This window comes from Solibacillus sp. FSL W7-1472, assembly GCF_037969775.1.
In the GTDB taxonomy this organism is placed as follows: domain Bacteria; phylum Bacillota; class Bacilli; order Bacillales_A; family Planococcaceae; genus Solibacillus; species Solibacillus silvestris.
This window is the reverse complement of record NZ_CP150208.1, coordinates 1,602,188-1,619,549: the sequence shown is the minus strand read 5'-3', so window position 1 is coordinate 1,619,549 and position 17,362 is coordinate 1,602,188. Positions and strand designations below refer to the sequence as shown.

General features: G+C 38.7%; 18 protein-coding genes and 1 riboswitch. Of the genes, 9 read left to right on the top strand and 9 right to left on the bottom strand.

Features of this window, described 5'->3' with window-relative positions:
• Positions 1-90: 90 nt before the first annotated feature.
• Together MKY07_RS07870 and MKY07_RS07865 are read left to right on the top strand one after the other, a co-directional pair.
• On the top strand, positions 91-1,527 hold the full coding sequence (locus tag MKY07_RS07870; RefSeq protein WP_014824121.1) for a GntP family permease: 1,437 nt from the start codon (positions 91-93) through the stop codon (positions 1,525-1,527).
• A 115-nt stretch (positions 1,528-1,642) separates the two neighbouring features.
• Positions 1,643-2,410, top strand: coding sequence for a 3-hydroxybutyrate dehydrogenase (locus MKY07_RS07865; protein WP_339264330.1), 768 nt, complete (start codon positions 1,643-1,645; stop codon positions 2,408-2,410).
• Between the two features lie 377 nt (positions 2,411-2,787).
• On the opposite strand, the gene MKY07_RS07860 is transcribed toward MKY07_RS07865, so the two are convergent.
• Positions 2,788-3,675 (bottom strand): alpha/beta hydrolase, encoded by an 888-nt coding sequence (locus tag MKY07_RS07860; protein WP_339264328.1) that lies wholly within the window; start codon positions 3,673-3,675, stop codon positions 2,788-2,790.
• Between the two features lie 242 nt (positions 3,676-3,917).
• Here MKY07_RS07860 and MKY07_RS07855 point away from each other — a divergent pair, with 242 nt between their 5' ends.
• Complete coding sequence (locus MKY07_RS07855; RefSeq protein WP_014824124.1) at positions 3,918-4,340, top strand: hypothetical protein; 423 nt, start codon at positions 3,918-3,920, stop codon at positions 4,338-4,340.
• A gap of 1 nt (position 4,341) precedes the next feature.
• Positions 4,342-4,656 (top strand): ATPase, encoded by a 315-nt coding sequence (locus MKY07_RS07850; RefSeq protein ID WP_339264327.1) that lies wholly within the window; start codon positions 4,342-4,344, stop codon positions 4,654-4,656.
• 34 nt (positions 4,657-4,690) lie between these two features.
• On the opposite strand, the gene dut is transcribed toward MKY07_RS07850, so the two are convergent.
• On the bottom strand, positions 4,691-5,128 hold the full coding sequence (gene dut, locus MKY07_RS07845; RefSeq protein ID WP_339264326.1) for a dUTP diphosphatase: 438 nt from the start codon (positions 5,126-5,128) through the stop codon (positions 4,691-4,693).
• 171 nt (positions 5,129-5,299) lie between these two features.
• A riboswitch (cobalamin riboswitch) is annotated at positions 5,300-5,483 on the top strand.
• A gap of 156 nt (positions 5,484-5,639) precedes the next feature.
• On the opposite strand from dut, the gene MKY07_RS07840 reads away from it, so the two are divergent.
• The 5 genes from MKY07_RS07840 to nrdF all read left to right on the top strand — a co-directional run bounded on the left by MKY07_RS07840 (position 5,640) and on the right by nrdF (position 9,604).
• Positions 5,640-5,864, top strand: coding sequence for a glutaredoxin (locus tag MKY07_RS07840; RefSeq protein ID WP_339264325.1), 225 nt, complete (start codon positions 5,640-5,642; stop codon positions 5,862-5,864).
• A 38-nt stretch (positions 5,865-5,902) separates the two neighbouring features.
• Positions 5,903-6,229 (top strand): class Ib ribonucleoside-diphosphate reductase assembly flavoprotein NrdI, encoded by a 327-nt coding sequence (locus MKY07_RS07835; protein ID WP_231918721.1) that lies wholly within the window; start codon positions 5,903-5,905, stop codon positions 6,227-6,229.
• Positions 6,226-7,959: a ribonucleoside-diphosphate reductase subunit alpha gene (locus MKY07_RS07830; protein ID WP_339264324.1), complete on the top strand. Its 1,734-nt coding sequence runs from the start codon at positions 6,226-6,228 to the stop codon at positions 7,957-7,959. Before MKY07_RS07835 ends, MKY07_RS07830 begins: the two co-directional genes overlap by 4 nt.
• A gap of 263 nt (positions 7,960-8,222) precedes the next feature.
• On the top strand, positions 8,223-8,654 hold the full coding sequence (locus MKY07_RS07825; RefSeq protein ID WP_274517638.1) for a hypothetical protein: 432 nt from the start codon (positions 8,223-8,225) through the stop codon (positions 8,652-8,654).
• Positions 8,642-9,604 (top strand): class 1b ribonucleoside-diphosphate reductase subunit beta, encoded by a 963-nt coding sequence (nrdF, locus tag MKY07_RS07820; RefSeq protein WP_339264322.1) that lies wholly within the window; start codon positions 8,642-8,644, stop codon positions 9,602-9,604. The genes MKY07_RS07825 and nrdF overlap by 13 nt, the downstream gene beginning before the upstream one ends.
• Before the next feature lie 51 nt (positions 9,605-9,655).
• On the opposite strand, the gene MKY07_RS07815 is transcribed toward nrdF, so the two are convergent.
• The 7 genes from MKY07_RS07815 to MKY07_RS07785 all read right to left on the bottom strand — a co-directional run bounded on the left by MKY07_RS07815 (position 9,656) and on the right by MKY07_RS07785 (position 17,336).
• Complete coding sequence (locus tag MKY07_RS07815) at positions 9,656-11,746, bottom strand: zinc-ribbon domain-containing protein (protein WP_339264321.1); 2,091 nt, start codon at positions 11,744-11,746, stop codon at positions 9,656-9,658.
• 181 nt (positions 11,747-11,927) lie between these two features.
• Positions 11,928-12,809 (bottom strand): NAD(P)/FAD-dependent oxidoreductase, encoded by an 882-nt coding sequence (locus MKY07_RS07810; protein WP_339264319.1) that lies wholly within the window; start codon positions 12,807-12,809, stop codon positions 11,928-11,930.
• Between the two features lie 15 nt (positions 12,810-12,824).
• The gene (locus MKY07_RS07805) at positions 12,825-13,388 is read right to left on the bottom strand and encodes a histidine phosphatase family protein (RefSeq protein WP_339264318.1); all 564 of its coding nucleotides are present in this window, start codon (positions 13,386-13,388) and stop codon (positions 12,825-12,827) included.
• On the bottom strand, positions 13,372-14,439 hold the full coding sequence (locus tag MKY07_RS07800; protein WP_339264317.1) for an aminotransferase class I/II-fold pyridoxal phosphate-dependent enzyme: 1,068 nt from the start codon (positions 14,437-14,439) through the stop codon (positions 13,372-13,374). The genes MKY07_RS07805 and MKY07_RS07800 overlap by 17 nt, the downstream gene beginning before the upstream one ends.
• Positions 14,414-15,370 carry an adenosylcobinamide-phosphate synthase CbiB gene (gene cbiB, locus MKY07_RS07795; protein ID WP_339264315.1) on the bottom strand — a complete coding sequence of 319 codons (957 nt, stop codon included), beginning with the start codon at positions 15,368-15,370 and terminating at the stop codon, positions 14,414-14,416. Before cbiB ends, MKY07_RS07800 begins: the two co-directional genes overlap by 26 nt.
• Before the next feature lie 81 nt (positions 15,371-15,451).
• Positions 15,452-16,648 (bottom strand): CbiX/SirB N-terminal domain-containing protein, encoded by a 1,197-nt coding sequence (locus MKY07_RS07790; RefSeq protein WP_339264314.1) that lies wholly within the window; start codon positions 16,646-16,648, stop codon positions 15,452-15,454.
• Positions 16,599-17,336: a sulfite reductase gene (locus tag MKY07_RS07785; protein WP_339264313.1), complete on the bottom strand. Its 738-nt coding sequence runs from the start codon at positions 17,334-17,336 to the stop codon at positions 16,599-16,601. The genes MKY07_RS07790 and MKY07_RS07785 overlap by 50 nt, the downstream gene beginning before the upstream one ends.
• Between the last annotated feature and the right edge of the window lie 26 nt (positions 17,337-17,362).

The following is a 17,362-nucleotide window of genomic DNA, read 5'->3' as shown; positions in this document are numbered from 1 at the left end:
CGATGTAATACACCATAAATAAGAGTTTTTTTCATATGGCAATTGTCCAAAGAATAGAACTCTTACTACTATTGTACGAGGGGGATTTATATGGATTTGTTGGTTATTCTATTGGCGCTTGGACTATTAATGTTTGCTGCCTACCGCGGTTATTCCGTCATATTATTTGCACCAATTTGTGCGCTTTTAGCGGTCGTATTAATTGCACCAAGCAATGTTTTACCATTTTTCTCAGGTATATTCATGGAAAAGATGGTCGGATTTATTAAATCATATTTTGCTGTTTTCCTTTTGGGAGCTATTTTCGGAAAAGTTGTAGAAATGTCAGGAATTGCTGAGTCAATTGCCAAAACAATTGTCAGCTGGCTTGGTGCGAAACGAGCAATGCTCACGATCGTATTGCTTGGCGCCATCTTAACATACAGTGGAGTGAGTTTATTTGTAGCGGTATTTGCGATTTATCCATTTGCTGCACAAATGTTTAGACAGGCAAATATTCCTAAACGTTTAATTCCAGGTACGATTGCTCTTGGTGCATTTACCTTTACAATGGATGCACTGCCTGGGACACCACAAATACAAAACGTTATTCCAATCGCCTTCTTTAAAACAGATATTTATGCAGCACCGGTTCTAGGAATCATAGGGGCAATTGTCGTTTTAACAGCTGGATTACTATACTTGGAGGCTAGAAGAAAAAAAGCCGAATTAGCTGGAGAAGGTTATTACGGGTTTGATTCGGAAACGGCCGTTACGATTCAAAGTGCAGAAGTAAAGGATGAGCCTGCTCTTCCCGATTTAACAGCCAAACAATCGCTGTCTAGACAAATACTGGCTTTTGTTCCGCTTATTTTGGTTGGGGTTACCAATAAAATATTTGTTACAAGTATACCTAAATGGTATCCGAATGGCTTTGATTTTGAAGCACTTGGCTTGAGTGCCTATAAAGTGGATGTAGCAACATCTGCTCCTATTTGGGCGATTATTATGGCATTGATTGTGGGAATTATATCATCTATCGCCTATGATTTTAAACGGGTATTTAGTGGTTTTAAAGATGGCGTTAATACAGCGATTGGAGGGTCGCTGCTGGCGACTATGAATACCGGCGCTGAATATGGATTTGGCGGGGTCATTGCAGCTCTTCCAGGATTTGCGAAAATCAGCGACGGGATATCGACAACATTTACAAATCCACTTGTCAATGGTGCAGTTACGACCACTACTCTTGCCGGTATGACGGGATCCGCATCAGGTGGTATGGGAATTGCCTTGGGAGCAATGGCTGATAAGTATAATCAGGCGATTATTGCGGCTAATATTCCACCAGAAGTAATGCACCGCGTAGTGGCAATGGCTTCAGGGGGCATGGATACCCTTCCGCATAACGGAGCGGTTATTACCCTGCTGGCAGTAACGGGACTCACACATAAACAGTCATATCGGGATATTTTTGCGATTACGATTATTAAAACGTTAGCCGTATTCGTAATCATCGCACTTTATACATTCTTTGGATTAGTATAATAGAACGGTAGTTATTAAATGGCTGTTTAATATACCGAGAGTTTTAAGTCGTGTTTCGGAAATTAAATTTAAAGGAGCCAGCTCTTTTGGCTCCTCATCTAGGAGGCGTTTTTTTGTGGTACAAAATAAGGTGGTATTCATTACTGGTGCAGCACAAGGTATAGGATTTGAGATTGCGAAAGAGTTTTATACAAAAGGTGCTACTGTCGTGCTAACAGATATAAATGAAGTAAAAGTGAAAGAGGCAGCAAGCAGCCTTGGAGAACGAGCAATTGGACTTAAATGTGATGTAACAAATGAAGAAGAAATTATAGCAGCAATTGATGAAACAGTTCAGAAATTTGGTCGAATCGATATACTTATAAACAATGCTGGTATGCAACATGTTGCAATGATTGAAGATTTTCCGACAGAGCGTTTCGAACTGTTAATAAAAATAATGTTAACTGCTCCATTTGTATTAACTAAGCATGTGTTACCGCATATGAGAAAACATAAATTTGGCCGTATTATTAATATGGCTTCCATTAACGGACTTGTTGGATTTGCAGGAAAAGCAGCATATAATTCTGCCAAACATGGTGTTATTGGTCTTACAAAAGTTGCGGCACTTGAAACTGCATCAGAAGGCATAACGGTTAACGCTATTTGTCCAGGCTATGTAGATACACCACTTGTTCGAAATCAATTGCAAGACTTAGCAGCAACACGCAATATACCTCTCGAAAACGTATTGGAAGAAGTGATTTACCCACTCGTTCCTCAAAAAAGATTACTTGATGTAAAAGAAATCTCTGATTTGACTCTATTTATCTCAAGCGAGGGAGCAAAAGGAATGACTGGCCAGGCTATCGTTTTAGATGGCGGGTACACAGTGCAATAATTAATTCAAGGATGTTCATCTCTGTTCCCAGAGGCCGTATTCTTTAGCATGGCTTGTGCCTCGAAATCCAAGCTATCTTCGCTTTGTTGGGGTCCTTAAGTCTCACGTAGGGACCTTTATTAATAAATGGATGCCAAATTTATTAAGCAATGCAGGTGTGTAGAAATTTTTTTACCTTTCAACACACCTGTTTCCTGTTTGTCATCTGTAAATAGGCGATCAAAAAAATGCTGGAGGGATATTTGAAATTACCTGTGTAGCTGCTTACTTCCTACCTTATCAGCTATTGTTAACTTGGCCTCCTAATTTTGTCCTCTGTTTTGATGTGTCGGATAATATACGTTTCCGTACTGTTAAAGCTCCCTTATTAATTCGTACTAATTTTTTATAATTTTAAGCAGTTGATTCATTGCTTTTTTTGCTTCCGGAATCGGAAATACCGGAAAAACATGGTTCATTTTTGGGTATTCGTAGTATTGAATTGCTACTCCCTGTTCTTTTGCTTTATCGAGAAGCATATTTACATCGACTAGAAGTAGTTCACCCGTCCCCACAAAAGCGGTAATTTGTCCAATGTCTATCAGTTCTCCATGTACAGGACTTATTTTGTAGTCGGTTAACTCCAAGCCATCCGCCCATAACCTGCCAAGCTCCTGTGCGCCTATCACTCCAAGCATCGGATCGAGTTTTTCAAGTTCTTTATAGCGCGGGTCTTCCCCTCGTACATCTAGCCAAGCAGAGTGTAGAACAATATGCTGCGGCTGCTTTTTCGAACATCGCTTTACATCCTGAGCCAACGCCATTGCCAACCCGCCTCCAGCAGAATCCCCCATAAAAATAAACGGTGCATCGTATTTTAAACCGAGATGATCATATAAGTCATGGATGGCAACAAAACACTCTCTATGTGTATGTTTAGGTAGCTTCGGATAAATTGGCACAACAATCGTGAAATTTGTCTCCTGTGCAAGCTTTACTAAATAACGCCAATGGAAAATAAGTGGATCATTAATATACGCTCCGCCGTGGAAATAGTAGATGACCTTTTCCGGTGTTTGCTGTTCATTAATTGTGTAATAGTGAATGCCATTCAATTCGTCTTTCTTTATTTGATGCTGATCTCTGAATTTAGCATCGAGTTCATACGATTTCTCGTTATGCTTCATTGCAATAAAATCATCGAGCAGACGCAAATCCATAAACTTTTTCTTTGTTCCGCGCAGTATTAAAAACTTCTCAAACAACACACTTTGCACGCTTCGCATACAATGCCTCCATCCTATTTTTTCTACTATGATTCTTATCCATTCGACTAAAATTGATTGATCACCTTCTAAACGGATAAACGTTTCTATTTATCCTTATGCATACTTAGTACCTATTAGAAAAAAGTGTCGATTGTTTTAAGCACATTATTATCTCAATAAAACAAATCGCGATATAATTCTGAAACTTTTTCCCGACTTATCCGTAAATTAGGTAATAAATTCTAAAGGAGGGAATGATGGTGCTCATTGGATTTTACAGTGCTCTAATAATTTTCACTTTATTATTCATCATTGCAGCTTTCTTTTTTATACGGCAGTTCGTAAATAAGAAATCCTCCCCCTATAACATGAATACGTTTATGCTTGGTGTGCTAACGCTGTTCATGCTGATTGTAACGGGTATTTATGGATATGATTTTTATCATCTACAAGCGGGCAATCAGAAATTTGCGGAGGGGATTTGTGAAATCAACTTTGTAAACGGTCATGGGAGAAGTATTGATACGACTGAAGTAAAGATTGAAGATAATCTTTATAACATAAAGTCCGGTACTTACAAAGATCTACCTGATGGGCGTTATAATTGTGAACTTTCGTATTTACCAATTTCAAAAATTGTGACACAGATCGATATTCAGTCAAAAGGAGAGGAAGGAAACTAATATGGTTGATTTAGATTTTTTAATTCAGTACGGATTCATATTATTAGTGATTTCAATTACGACACTTGTCTTGTCTATGTATTTCCGGAAAAAGCCGAAAGTGGATAAAGGATTTAGGTTTGCCTATCATGGCCTATCATATCGCCGTAAATTTTTACGCACGATTTATTCAATCCCGTTTTGTATTTTTCCGTTAGCGATCATTTATTATTTTGAAAGGTTTTCCGCTAACTTTATATTTGTTACGCTGTTGCTCGTGATCGTATTTGTTTTTCAAACGTCATACAATTACATAAAGTGGAAAAAAGAAGATTAAAAGCCTGTGTTCATCCGACAGCAGGCTTTTTTCATTATTTCACTCCACTCGAACCAAAGCCCTTATCACCGCGCTCCGTAACCGACAGCTCGTCTGTTTCTTCAATGAAAACTTGCGGAACATATTGAATGACTAGCTGGGCGATTCGCATTCCTTTCTCAATCGTAAAAGGTTCTTTCCCGTGATTGATTAAAATCACGCCGATTTCACCGCGATAGCCTGCATCGATGGTACCTGGACTATTTAACACCGTAATCCCATGTTTGAGTGCTAATCCGCTACGAGGGCGTACTTGCGCTTCTGTTCCCTCCGGCAGTTCGATTTGAAGACCGGTTTTAATTAATGCGTATTCACCAGGCAATAAAACTTTTTCTTCAACCGCACTTAAATCCATCCCTGCATCCCCTTCCCGTGCCTGTTTCGGTAATACAGCATTCGGGTGGGTTTTCTTAATTTTTAATTGAATCGACATATTCAACCAACTTTCTCATTTATAAAATCTATTTACATACAGTTATAACAAAACCATATTTTTTCTTTATTTTCAATAGGGAGTTTTCTAGAATTCTTAATGGATTTATGTTATCTTTCTTTAGGCTCTTTACTTTTATGTTGTTAAAGCTTATACTCAATTCAACTATATATTGTGTTTTTTTATCACGGTACTACTAAATGTAGTTTAAAAGGGAAGTTTGGTGTGAATCCAACGCTGTCCCCGCAACTGTAAATGCTGACTGAAGACGAATAGACCACTGTGCAATGCATGGGAAGGTATGTCTGACGGATGAAGCAAAGCCAGGAGACCTGCCGCGTTAAAACTACGTACATTTCTTCGGGGAATAGGAAATGGAGGCGCTCTTTTACTCGTTTCCATTTCAAGCTATCCTGTTTTCCGGGATAGCTTTTTTTGTTTTGTCTGCATGTTCCCCCATGACATGTGCATCACAATTACTAGTAATATTTAAATAGCGAGGGGTTCTATTATGAAACTTTATACGAAAACAATTTGTCCAAAATGCCTATGGGTAAAATCGGAGCTCGATGCTGCCAACTTGGAGGTCGAGATTATTAATATTGATCATGATGAGAGCGCAAAACAAATAGTACTCGATGCAGGTTTTTTGTCTGTGCCGTTATTTGAAATCAACGGTGAATTTATCGCAGAGCCGACGTCAATTATCGATCGCATTTCTGAAATGACCGCATGATCATATTTGCTTCACGAACTGGTAATGTACGATCCATTGTGCAAAAACTCGGCTTGCCCGCAAAGGATTTGGCGGAAGTAGAGAAAATGGATGAACCGTATCTACTATTTACGTATACGGATGGATTAGGCTCTGTTCCCCCTATCGTCGACCAGTTCATGACTGCGAACTTTGATCTATGCAAAGGAATTATCGTAAGCGGAAACCGTAATTTCGGTCATGCTTTTTTCGGCCGTGCAGGTGACCTTTTAGCTGCACAATACGGAATTCCGTTAATCGAAAAAGTGGAAATGCGAGGAACTCCGGCGAATTATGAAGCGATTACAGATTACTACTACTCCATTTGGAAAGAGGCATCGATATGAAACAATATTTAAAATTAAATAACGATATTCTAAACCGTTACCGTGCTACCGGTGAATTGGATCTGGCGAAAGACAAAGAAGCAACACGCCGCTATTTCCTGGAAGACGTGAATGTCCGTTTACGCTACTTTATCGATATCGAGGAAAAAGTGCGTTATTTAGTCGATGAAGGCTATTACGAAAAAGAATTTTTGGAATTGTACTCGATGGACTTTATTAAACAAATGTACAAAAAAGCCTATTCCTACAAGTTCCGGTTTCCTTCATTCATGAGTGCTTCGAAGTTCTACGAAAGCTATGCGATGAAAAGCCGGGACGGAAAAGAAATTTTGGAAAAGTATGAAGACCGAATCGTCATTATCGCCCTGTATTTAGCACAAGGCGATGAAGCATTGGCTGAAAAGGCCATCGAAGCGGTCATGACTGCCTACCAGCCGGCAACCCCAACTGCCCTAAACAGCGGGAAAAAAGCGCGCGGTGAGCTAGTCTCATGTTTTAAACTAACGATGGATGACACGATGAATTCAATCGCAGAGAATATCGGCTATTGTCTTGAGCTTTCCCGCTTAGGCGGCGGTGTCGGGGTAAACTTGACCGATCTGCGTCCATTAGGTGATCCGATTAAAGGGATTTTAAACCGTGCGAGCGGGGTTATGCCTGTTGCAAAACTGCTGGAAAATTCGTTCTCGTATTCGAATCAGCTTGGCCAAAGAAATGGTTCCGGAGTCGTCTATCTAAATGTTTTCCACGGTGATATTGAAGCGTTCATCTCTTCCAAGAAACCAAATGCCGACGATAAAATCCGATTAGCTACATTATCTACAGGGATTATTCTTCCCGATATTTTCTTTGAATTAATGCGCCGCGATAAAGATATCGTATTGTTTAGTTCTTATGATATTTTCAAAGAATACGGCAAACGCATGTCGGAAATTTCGATTACGGAAATGTACTACGAATTTTTGGATAATCCAAACATCCGTAAACTGAAACGTTTAAACGCCCGTAAATTGTATACGGAAATTAAAAAGGCGCAATTTGAATCGGGTTACCCGTTCGAAATATTCGATGATAATGTCAATAACATCCACCCATTAAAGGAAATCGGGCGTGTGAAGATGTCGAATCTATGCACCGAAATTCTTCAGTATCAACAAACAAGCGTTGTTACCGATCAAAACGAGCCGAATGAATACGGCCTCGATGTTTCTTGTAACTTAGGTTCAATCGACATTCACGAAGCAACGAAAGTTCAGGACTTCGGACAGCTTGTCGATACGGCAATGCGTCTTTTAACGAATGTTTCTACGATGACCGATATCGTCAACGTCCCTTCTGTATCCAAAGCCAACAAAGTGATGCACTCTGTCGGATTGGGTGTTATGAACTTGCATGGACACCTTGTACAAAGCGGAATCCGTTATGGTTCCAAAGAGTCGATCGAATTTATCGATGCGTTTATGGAATCACTGAACTATTACTCGTTAAAAGCATCAATGGAAATCGCGAAGCAAAAGAACAAAACGTTTTATCGATTTGAGGAAAGTGATTATGCGAGCGGGGTTTATTTTGAAACCTATATAAACAAAGAAGATAAAGAACTTGCACCAGAAGTGATTAAAGCACTTGGGGGTACACCGATTATTAATCAAAATATGTGGGATAAATTAAAAAAACAAGTTCAGAAATATGGATTATTCCATAGCTATCGACTGGCAATCGCGCCTTAACTGACTAGGGCTTTCATTGTTGTAAAACAGTGTCAAAACAAGTGAAATTGCTGGAAAGCCGTAAAGCCAAAAATACGACAACGTAATTGGAAACGATAAACGTGAACGTTGCGAAAGCAGAAAAAAATTTTTGGATAGCATAAGGTGAAAAAAAGCATATTTTGTGAGGTTAATTCTCGCTAATTATGTCCTAAGTGCCAATACAATCGGTAATCAGCAGCCAAGCATCTTTCTATGAGGTGAAGGTTCAACGACTATAATACTTGGTAGGCAAAAGCCTATATTGTATAGTCTACTCCCTTTTAAATATCAGGAAACTGAGGGTATTAAGGACAGGCAGTATTTCCTACATCCGCAGCTGTACGGCTTCCATCTCCCCTGTTACAGAACGCGTGGAAGTTCGTGATTATGCGGACAGTCGAACAATTTATCCGATGCCATTTTTAACGAATGATAACCAAGAACTTTATACCGAAGCCTATGAAGTAAACCCGTATGAACTGATCGACCTTTATGCAGCCGCGCAAAAGCATGTCGACCAGGGGATTTCCATGACACTATACGTGACGGACCAGTGGAACACAGAACAATTGGCAAAAGCTTATATTTATGCGTGGACGAAAGGCATTAAAACCGTTTATTACGTACGCCAGCGTTTACTTACAATTGAGGAGTGTGTCGCATGTCAAATTTAACGTATAAAGCGGTCAACTGGAATACCCCGACGAGTGAACTCGCTCGTATTTTTTGGGACCAGCAATGGAAACAAATATGGTTCCCCGAAGAAATTGCAGTCAGTAAAGACGTCAAACAATGGAAGGAATTCGAGCACCAGGATACATACAAAAAAGTGTTCGGCGGCCTGACTTTGCTTGATACGGTACAAACGAACATCGGCATGAATGAAATTGCCAAGTACACACCTGATTTCCAAGAGAAAGCGGTGTTAACCGTATTCGGATCTTTTGAAGCAATCCATGCAAAGTCTTATTCATATATTTTTACAACACTGTGTACAAACACTGAAATCGAAGAAGTTTTCGAATGGGTGCAAAAAAATGAGTTTCTTCAATATAAGGCTAACCGCATTGGCGAAGTATACACTGCTATAAAAGAAGACGACTCGGAAAGCTTATGGAAAGCAATGTTCGCTTCAGTAATGCTGGAAAGCTTCTTATTTTATTCCGGCTTCTTCTACCCTCTTTATTTAGGAGGACAGGGCGTACTGCGAAACAGTGCGGAAGTGATTAGTTTAATCTTGCGTGACGAATCAATCCACGGAGTAGCAGTCGGCTTTTTCGCCCAGAATATTTTTAAAACGTTCACAGCGGAAAAACAGCAGGAGCTTACTTTGTGGGGCTATGAATATTTACTTGATTTGTATCAAAATGAAATGAAGTATACGGATGATTTATATGCAGAAACGGGCCTTTCCCCGGAAGTGAAAAAATACGTGCGCTACAATGCGAATAAAGCGCTTATGAACTTGGGGCTCGATACGATGTTCCCTGACGAGGAAGTGAACCCTATTGTGATGAACGGGATCTCCAATACTGGGTCAACCTATGATTTCTTCAGTCAAAAAGGAGCGACTTATGCGGTTGCTAAAGTGGCCCCTATTACTGATGATACGTTTAAATTTTAGTCTTAAAAAAGATGTCCAATAATTCAAGAATTATTGGACATCCCTTTAGTTTTAAGTGTTTAACTTTTTACAAATTCTACACTTAGTTTTTTTGCTTGATCGTTGATTTATAGATTCCTGCCATTCATGACCGTTATCACATTGCCACCAAACAATCTTACTCATGCCTTTCGTAACATCACTTGGAGTTAATTCACCATTTTTAGTAGAATGCCACTCTCTGCTAAGCTCAGGTAAAACTGTATTTAAATTATTTGTCACAATTACTCTCCTACCAAGGCAATAAGGGCAATTATCGTTAACTTTAGAATAAATTGGAGCTTCCCAAACATGGTCTGGCCCAACTCGACAGCGCCATTTTACAATCTTTTTTGAGCCAGCTGTCACCTCATATGGTGATACGCCATTACCACTATCCCATTGGAATAGTAATTCTGAACGAATCACTGCAAAAGAATTTGTTTCATTTACACGTTTTCCACTACAATATGGGCAATTTCTACCTCTCATACGAGATTTTACATTCATTTTATAATCATGCCCCTTGCTGCACTTCCACCATATATCAACATTTGATCCATATGAAATAAAAGACGGATTTAACCCTATATTAAGACTATGGTTCCATTCATCCATTAGATATGGTGCAATACTTGCAATTGAGTTTGCTCTTTTAACATGGTAAAAATTTCTTCTGATTTCAATTAAATCTGATGTTGTATATATCTCATTATTATCAATTGAAAGATTTAATAATTTTAATACATCTTGAATCATAGTAGCATAACTCTGAAGATTTGATGGTTCATAGAGATAATTAATAGCAGTATTTAATTTTTCAAGTGGCGCTTCACGAATACGGATCACTTTATAGCCAATCTCATTAAAGATTTGGTCCTTCAATTTATCAGCGTCTTCATTTCCCATATGCCATTTCTTTCCGTCATATTCAATAACTGTCGATAAATCAGGTAAATATAAATCAGCTTCCAACATAGTATCTTTTACTGATATCACTTTTCGATGTTGGACATTTTTAATAAGCTTTTTTAAATAAAAATATAAGGAAAATTCAGGGAAAGAACTCCCTGATGATTTAAAGCATATAGAACACCCTGAACCTTTTGATGAACGATCTGCAACTACCTTTTTATAACTATGTCCTTCAGGGCAAGTCCACCAAAATGATTTATTTGAAAAAGGTAATATTTCTTTAGGTGTAATCCCTTTATTTTTATCAATATCCCAATCTAATGCTAAATCTGGCCTAACAGTTGCCAAACATGTTTCTTCAGATGCTAGTAAATTTGAACAATAAGGACATCCGGAATTCTTTCCATGTCTATTAGCTATATATGCCTCCCATTCATGTTTATTATTATTCGAACAAATCCACCATACTTTTTGATTTGAATTGGGTGATACATCTTCTGGTTTTAAGCCTTTATTTTTAAAAGGATGCCATTCTTTTACTAAGTTCGGATTTAATACTTTTAAATTGTAATTTTCGTGAACAAATTTATTTGAACAAATTGGACAGTTTTTCGCTTTTATTCGGCTATAAATAGACATTTCATAGGAATGATTTTTGCTACAAATCCAATATACTTTTTTGGTACTACCTGGTAATACTTCTAAAGGAGTTAAATTATTTTTATTATAATCCCATTCGAGAGCAATATTTGGGTATTTTGTTTTCAAGCAATTTTCCAAATTAACTTTTTTGTTTGCACAATACGGGCATCCATTACCTCTTTTTCTCCCATTTATAGCACATTCGTATTCATGCCCTTTATTACAAATCCACCATACTTTTTTGGAACTTCCCGGTGTTATATCTAATGGTGTTATTAAATTTTTTTTATAATTCCACTCTTTTGCTATATTAGGATAAAGAGTTTGTAAACAATTTTCTCTATTTGCTTTTTTACCAGCGCAATATGGGCATCCCTTAGATACCTTTTTATTTTTAATTGTTTTTTCGTAAGTATGATTTTTTGGACAAATCCACCATACCTTTAAATTACTGCCTTTAGAAACTTCAGTTGGAGAGATAATTGTTGTATTTTTAGAAAAATCCCATTCAACAAGAAGTTCTGGAAATAACTTAGCAATAGATTTCTCCTCAGTAACTGTTCTCAAAAATCATTCACCAACCTTTATTCATGTTTTTATATCAAGAGATTCTCACCTAAATTGTAAATTAATATGATTGAAAATTCTATTAATTAATATGCTGGCCCCTATTACTGATGATACGTTTAAATTCTAAAAGAAACGCTATACCAAATTCTGGTATAGCGTTTCTTACTATTTAATATGTTCATTTTAGCCATTCTTTAAATATCGGGTCATGTGTTGAAACTATCGGCTGGTAATTCGCCCCTTCGTGTAAATATTGAAAGGCCGCATTTACTGCTTGCATTGCGTCATGTGTTGCCCCGTGGATGAGTTTCAGTTTACCTTGCTCATAGCGGGCATCCCCTGCTACAAAATACCCGCGACAATTCGTTAAACCATTATCTCTTTGCGCTATGCGTCCGTTGAATTCAATGGTACGTTTTTTTGAACCAATATGGCAAAAGACAGCCTCATATGCCCGATCATTAAAATCCGAGAATTTATAAATTGGAATGTTATTATTGGCAAGCCCGTCCATTAAAATAGGCTGTAAATTCAGCTCTTTGTCGGTATATAATGTAACCGCATTTCCATACCCCATTAACTGAATTGCCCAATCTGCTGCCATCGGTGTATGACCGATCACTGCAATTGGACCGTCATATTGTTGGAAAGCTGGCGGGTCATACTGTATTTTTCCCGAAATGTGCGCATGTTCGATCCTTTTTACCTCATTAAATCCATTGCCAGTTGCCGCTATGATAGTTTTAGCTAGTATGGTTTGCTTTGTTGTCGTTACATAAAACAACTCGTCAATATTTTCAATTTCCTCAACAATTTCTCCAAGTAACATATTAGCTTTACTTACTTTTAACTGTTCGATCAGCGCTTGTTTATAATCACGCGCTAAAACACCGAATTGACCAGGAATATCGTATATTTCATAGTTTAAAAATAGATTAAGTCGCCCACCTAGTTCATGATTACCTTCAATTAATACAGTGTTCATCTTTCTAGATGCACTATAAAATGCACTGAATATCCCGGCAGGACCACCACCGATTACACAAACATCGTAAATCATTGCTCTCCCCCATTATTACTGTACAAAAATATCTTTATGTAATTGTTCGCTATTCCCTTCTATCGAAAAACAAGCAGCACCATTCAACATATAACCCCATAGCTGGTTGTATGGCTGTTTATGAAGCGTGGACATCAAACAGGCTATGGCAACACCATGAGATACGACAGCGATTCTCTCATACGGTAACTGCAACAAATATTCATGAAATCCGAGCATCCGTTTTGTTACATCTTTAAAGGATTCCTGAGTCGTATTCACAAATAAATCTGGGGTATTCAAATAGCAAAGATACTGAGCATCCTGTTGAAGGTCCTTTATGTAGCTGCCTTGCCAATGCCCTAAGTGTATTTCACGCAAATTTTTGCTCTTATGAACAGTGCGGTTTGGAAACATGAGGTGTGCTGTTTGCACCGCCCGATTCAAGTCACTGGAAAATACGATCTGCGGGTTCCATTTCACGGACATTGCCTGCTCTATTCCTTCTGTCGTCAGATCCGAATTAAGCCATCCTTGCAGCCGCCCTTCTCTATTCCAGACTGTTTCACCATGACGGTAGTAGTTAATGATTTTTGACATAATTCGTTATCTCATCCTTGCATTTAATCCAGATTTCTTCACTTTTGACAGCGATTCGAAACCATACGCCGTCCAAGCCGACATAGTTTTTTGTATGGCGCAATACGATTCCTCGTTTTAATAAATACTCAAAAAATTTATCCGAATTATACTGTTCCGGTAATTGAAACAATAAGAAATTCGCTGCACTGTTAGATACTTTACAACCAATTAATTTTAAGTCCTTCACCATCTGACTTCGTAATTTACTGCTCTTTTCACGAGATTCCTTCACAAAATCCTTGTCATGTAAACAGAGACAGCCGATTTCATTTGCAATCGCGCTCACATTCCAATGCGGCAAGTAATGACGGAGTTTTCCTGCCTGTTGACCGATGACATAACCGAGACGAACCCCTGCCAGTGCATACATTTTTGTCATGGATCGTACGACAAATAAATTGGAATAGCTGTTTACCAATGAAACAATGCTCTCCGATTCATCGGTCCAGTCCATAAACGCTTCATCGACTACAAAATTGCAGTGGGGATACTTTTTAATCAACTGTTCAATCCAATATTTTTTCAATAATACGCCTGTAGGATTATTCGGATTGCAAATATAGCAGGCATGGACATCTTTCAGCTGTTTCTCCAATATTTCCTCATTAAATCGATATGTTTCAATATCGTCAGCTAAAATAGAATGAATGACACAATTCTGCTGTTTTAGTGTTCTCGCATACTCCGAAAATGTTGGCTGTAACAAAGCAATCTCCTGTCCATTGAAAAGCTGTGCCAAAGCCATTAAGCCCTCTGCCGCACCGTTTGTGACGACAACTTGATCGGCTGCTACTTGGTGAACAGCTGCCACTTGCGAACGAAATGGTTCTGCTTGTTCATCCGGGTAGCCAGTAATTTTTTCTAACAGGTTTGGCCACTGTTGCTTTACTTGCTTCGGTACCCCCAGATGATTGACATTTTCGCTCACATCTATTACTTGATCCGGCATTTTTAAATTCATCGCTTTATATAATGCTGCCGCATTAGCCCCATGTGCAGGCAATTGCATACAATACTCCCCCTGTTATCACTACACACCATGTACAAACATACATGTGCCGGATCGCTTTTTTAATATGTATTCTTTGCATCGTTTCGTACGGTTCACCCATATAAGCACGGAAGGATTCCACCCCGCCATAACGATTAAACCCGCCTAAACGAATTCCTAACTGAACAGCAGTAGCGGCCTCCAAATAGCCACTATTCGGGCTTGGATGTTTTTTAGCATCCTTTAGCCAGTTTTTATAGCGGTGTTTGAAAGGTTTTGCCGTCTCACATTTTGTAAATATAATAAGGAACCACCCGGAAATTCTGCTGGGCAGATAGTTCGCAACATCATCCAATTTAGCTGCAGCAAACCCAAAATCAGCATACCGTTCATTTTTATACCCGATCATCGAATCCAGCGTATTAATCGCTTTATAGCACCATGCACCGGTTGCACCAAAACATAACGCATACATAAGCGGAGCCGTCACACCGTCACTCGTATTTTCTGAAACCGTTTCAACGACACCCCGTACTATTTCAGGTTCATCCAGATGATTCGTTTCACGGCCTACAATCCAGCTTAAATATTTTCTTGCTTCGGGTAAATCATTCGCTTTCAAGGAATCGTAAACGAGCATCGCCGCTTCTTTTAATGATTTCTGGGCAAGAGCTAAACTAATCAAAAAGATTTCGACTACAAGCCAAAGAAGAAGATGTATTTTTATTGCAAGAAAGACAATAAAGAAAACCGAGCCCGTTGTGATACTTATCGTGAGAAAAACTGTTAGTAATCCATTGATCCGTCTTCTACTGCCACTGCCATGATTCCATTTCTTTTCGAAAAAAGAAATCATGTTTCCGATATATATAACAGGATGTGTCCATTTTTTCGGATCCCCAACAATACAATCGATGAGCACTGCGATTACACAAATAATAAAATACATCGTGCCCCTCGCTCCTTTATTTTCGTTTGATATGAAATGAAAATTCCAGAGCATATTCGATGCTCTGGATAAACTTTAACATTAATGATGGTGGTGATGTTCATATCCATGTTCTTCTGCATATTTTCGGAAATTCTCTAAATCGATCATCCCTGTTGATGTACCGTCTAAAGCCTGGTCCATGCGCTCGAGCAATACTTTCTTTAAATTCGGATGGTAGCCGAAATAATTTGCAAGTAAAAAATCTACATCTTCATATTGCTCTGTAAACTGCTGGACCATTTTAGCCATTCGTTCCATCAACACCCCTGTAAACAAGAAGTATGGAAGCATCACAATTTTTTTTGCTCCAAGTCTTATACAGCGTTCAACCCCTTGTTCTACTGATGGAGTCGTTACGCCCATAAATGCACTTTCTACTATAGGAACGTCTAGTTTTTCCCATAATAAACGGGTAATTTTATAGAAATCGCCATTTGCATATGGATCACTGCCGCCGCGAGCAATAAGTAAAATAGCTGTGTCGTCATGTTTTTCATCAGGATTGAAGCCTACTTCTGTTAATCGCGACTTAAGAATTTCGAAAATTTCTTCATGAATCCCAATTGTTTGACCATATGTAAAGCGAACATCCGGAAAATGCTCTCTTGCATGTTCGATTTCGGCCGGGATGTGCATTTTTGAGTGTCCTGCGTGTAATAAGATGATGGGAATTACATGGACTTCATCCGCGCCTCTTTCAACACATAGCTGAATCCCATCTTCTATATTCGGCGAAGCAAATTCCAGAAAACAAGTTTCAACTAGTAGTGCTGGATCAATATACGTTTTCGTCTGCTCGACAAACTGACGTACCTCCTCATTTCCAGCCTCTAATCTACTACCATGCCCAACAAATAATACTGCTTTTTTCAATGGTCCTCTTCCTTTTTTATATTTATCGATCCCTTTAATTCGATTTTCACGTCGGATTCTTTCCCCATGTTCCACCGAATAAATAATGGATGATTCTTCAGCAGTATCCTGAACTATTGCACGAGATGTTTCCTCGTCTTGAACGGAATACCATGTCCCTTTTGGATAATCGATGACAACACATTTATCTTTACATCGACCATTACAACGGGTACGTGATGTATGAATCATTTCATCTAAACGATTTTTACGAATTTCATCCCGGATTTGCTTTGTTACTTCTTCGGCACCTGCACCCATACAGGTAGCCCCGTTACAAATTAACAGATGACGCTGCATTTGGTTTAAATTCCAAGTTGTCATAGAGTCCTCCTTCTTGTAGTTGATCAAAGTAAGTTTTATTTTTGTGCACGAACGTCGAAAACTTATCGATTGATGATGCATCGTACTTTTCTAATATATTTTTCACAAGATTGATCACTTGATTTTCCGGTACTTTTTTTAATAATAGATGCCCGGAACTGGCACGTCTCCCCATTGGAATCGCGCCTCCGTAAATATCAACTTTGCCATTATGAAAAATGAGTGCCAAGTCATCCTGAACCGCGTTATAGCATGCTTGGGTGCATGCATTAAAGCCGATGCGTACCCTATTTTTTAATGGCATTTGTTCAACCTGTTCTAGTAAGTCCTTTGCAAATGGTAAACCGTCTAACAAATCCCCATCACAAAAGTCGCAACATTTAAATAAAGCACTTGGTGTTTGGGATGCCACATACAAATTCACTTCCGTTAATTTTTTCATTGCCTGCTCAATATGTGAACGATGGACAGTAACAATAAAACTATGGCCGGCAGAATATTTTACAGCGCCAGATTTTTCAAGATTCGCTAACACAATCAGCTGATCACTTGTCAAATGTTTGTTTATTAACCCTGGTCGTACAATTAATGCTACATAGTCATCCGTTGCTTTTAATTTTGCAAACGTCTTGTTCGGCATCGGCAGCTGCAACGCCTTTTCAAAATTTTTCTTAGCATATTCTTGCATGTATACACCGCTCCCATTCATCAATT

Bases quoted from the DNA above. Each gene is read 5' to 3' on its own strand.
- MKY07_RS07790 (WP_339264314.1), bottom strand. From the start codon at position 16,648: ATGACAACTTGGAATTTAAACCAAATGCAGCGTCATCTGTTAATTTGT.
- MKY07_RS07860 (WP_339264328.1), bottom strand. From the start codon at position 3,675: ATGCGAAGCGTGCAAAGTGTGTTGTTTGAGAAGTTTTTAATACTGCGC.
- MKY07_RS07850 (WP_339264327.1), top strand. From the start codon at position 4,342: ATGGTTGATTTAGATTTTTTAATTCAGTACGGATTCATATTATTAGTG.
- MKY07_RS07785 (WP_339264313.1), bottom strand. From the start codon at position 17,336: ATGCAAGAATATGCTAAGAAAAATTTTGAAAAGGCGTTGCAGCTGCCG.
- MKY07_RS07840 (WP_339264325.1), top strand. From the start codon at position 5,640: ATGAAACTTTATACGAAAACAATTTGTCCAAAATGCCTATGGGTAAAA.
- MKY07_RS07810 (WP_339264319.1), bottom strand. From the start codon at position 12,809: ATGATTTACGATGTTTGTGTAATCGGTGGTGGTCCTGCCGGGATATTC.
- MKY07_RS07800 (WP_339264317.1), bottom strand. From the start codon at position 14,439: ATGCAATTGCCTGCACATGGGGCTAATGCGGCAGCATTATATAAAGCG.
- MKY07_RS07870 (WP_014824121.1), top strand. From the start codon at position 91: ATGGATTTGTTGGTTATTCTATTGGCGCTTGGACTATTAATGTTTGCT.
- dut (WP_339264326.1), bottom strand. From the start codon at position 5,128: ATGTCGATTCAATTAAAAATTAAGAAAACCCACCCGAATGCTGTATTA.
- nrdF (WP_339264322.1), top strand. From the start codon at position 8,642: ATGTCAAATTTAACGTATAAAGCGGTCAACTGGAATACCCCGACGAGT.
- MKY07_RS07830 (WP_339264324.1), top strand. From the start codon at position 6,226: ATGAAACAATATTTAAAATTAAATAACGATATTCTAAACCGTTACCGT.
- cbiB (WP_339264315.1), bottom strand. From the start codon at position 15,370: ATGTATTTTATTATTTGTGTAATCGCAGTGCTCATCGATTGTATTGTT.
- MKY07_RS07805 (WP_339264318.1), bottom strand. From the start codon at position 13,388: ATGTCAAAAATCATTAACTACTACCGTCATGGTGAAACAGTCTGGAAT.